We start from the raw sequence: 1,782 nt of genomic DNA on the forward strand, positions 1-1,782 counted from the left end.
GGCCGTCACCGGCTGGGTCGTCCGCTTACCGATCGCGCCGCGAGCCGCCCGCGGCGCGGCGGCCATCCTCAATCATCAACCGCGCATGGTGTCGGTCTTGGAATCGCGGTTGGGCCGAGTCGGTACCGACCTCACGCTCGCGGCTACGACGGCGGTGGTGAACGGGCTCACTCAGGCGGTCGGAACACCTGTGCTGGATCTGGCCCAACGTTCCTTGCAGATCTCAGAGGCGGCCGCCCATCGTCGCCGGTGGAGTGATCGTGAGCCGGAGCTGGCCTCCCCCAAACGGCCGCAAGCTCCGGTGGTTCCGGTCATCTCATCGGCCGGGCCACGTTCACAAGCTCCTCGACACAACCGGGCTGCCGCCGCGGCGGGCGAGGCTTCGCACGTCGTCGTCGGCGGCGCGATCGACTCCGCAATTGACACCGCCAAGGGCGCGATGGCCGGGCCGATCGAGGAATACGCCGATCAAGCTGCAAACGGCTCCCTGGTGGCCGCGGCGGGCGCATTACTGGCTGGCGGTGGCGCCGAGGAAGCGGCCGACGCTGTACTGGCCGGCGTGCCGAGAGCCGCCCACATGGGCCGGCAAGCGTTCGCCACCGTGCTTGGACGCGGGCTCGCCGACGCGGGCCAACTGGTTCTCGACCCAGGTGCGCTGCGTCGCCTGGATCGGGTGAAGGTCGTCGTCATCGACGGCGCAGCGCTGCGCGGCGACCATCGGGCCGTGCTCAAGGCGCAGGGCGACATACCCGGCTGGGACGAGGACCGGGTCTACGAGGTCGCCGACGCGCTGCTGCATGCTGAGCAACCACCCGACCCCGACCCCGATGAATTGCCCGCCACGGGCGCACGCCTGCGATGGATTCCGGCGCAAGGACCTTCGGCTGCGCCGGCCCAGGGTCTCGAACGCGCCGAATTGATGGTCGACGGCGACATCGTCGGCAGTGTCGAGGTGGGCTGGGAGGTGGATCCCTTCGCGGTGCCGCTGCTGCAAATCGCGCACCGGACCGGAGCCCGGGTCGTCCTGCGGCACGTGGCAGGAACCGAGGATTTAGCGGCCAGCGTCGCCGCCAGTCACCCGCCCGGTACCCCGCTGCTGAACCTGGTACGCGAGCTACGAACCGATCGCGGCCCGGTCATGCTGATCACCGCGTTGCACCGCGATTTCGCATCGACGGACACCTTGGCGGCACTGGCCATCGCCGACGTCGCGGTCGCGCTGGACGATCCCCAAGCAGCCACACCGTGGACCGCTGACATCATCACCGGCACCGATCTGGCTGCGGCCGTGCGGATCCTGTCGGCGTTACCGGTGGCGCGGCGGACCACCCAATCATCGGTAAACCTGGCCAAGGGCGGCACCACTTTGGCCGGGCTGTTGCTGGTCACAGGCGAACCCAGCCGTCCCAGCAATCCATTGAGCCTGCGACGCTGGCTCAATCCGGTCAACGCCGCCGCCGCGAGCGCGTTGGCGTCGGGCGCGTACTCGGCCAGCAAGGTGCTGCGGCAGCCCGATCCCACCCCGCAGCCGTTGACCGCCTGGCACGCGTTGGACCCCGAGATCGTCTATTCCCGGCTGGCCGGTCGCACCCAGCCGCTCGCCGCCGAAGTCGGCGAGCCGACATGGCGACGCGTTCTTGAGGACCTGTACTACGAACCGCTCATGGCGCCGCTACGGCGACCGCTGAATCAGGTGGGGCGGCTGCTGGATGCGACCCGCCACGAGCTCGCCGATCCGCTGACCCCGATTCTGGCGGTCGGCGCGGCCGCTTCGGCCATCGT

At 69.8% G+C, this 1,782-nt stretch carries 1 pseudogene; it reads left to right on the top strand.

The annotated features are described in order from the left end of the window. Positions 1-1,782: pseudogene (locus tag WB785_RS16290) on the top strand (cation-translocating P-type ATPase); the annotation flags it as partial.

The organism is Mycobacterium sp. (assembly GCF_049585075.1).
GTDB lineage: Bacteria > Actinomycetota > Actinomycetes > Mycobacteriales > Mycobacteriaceae > Mycobacterium.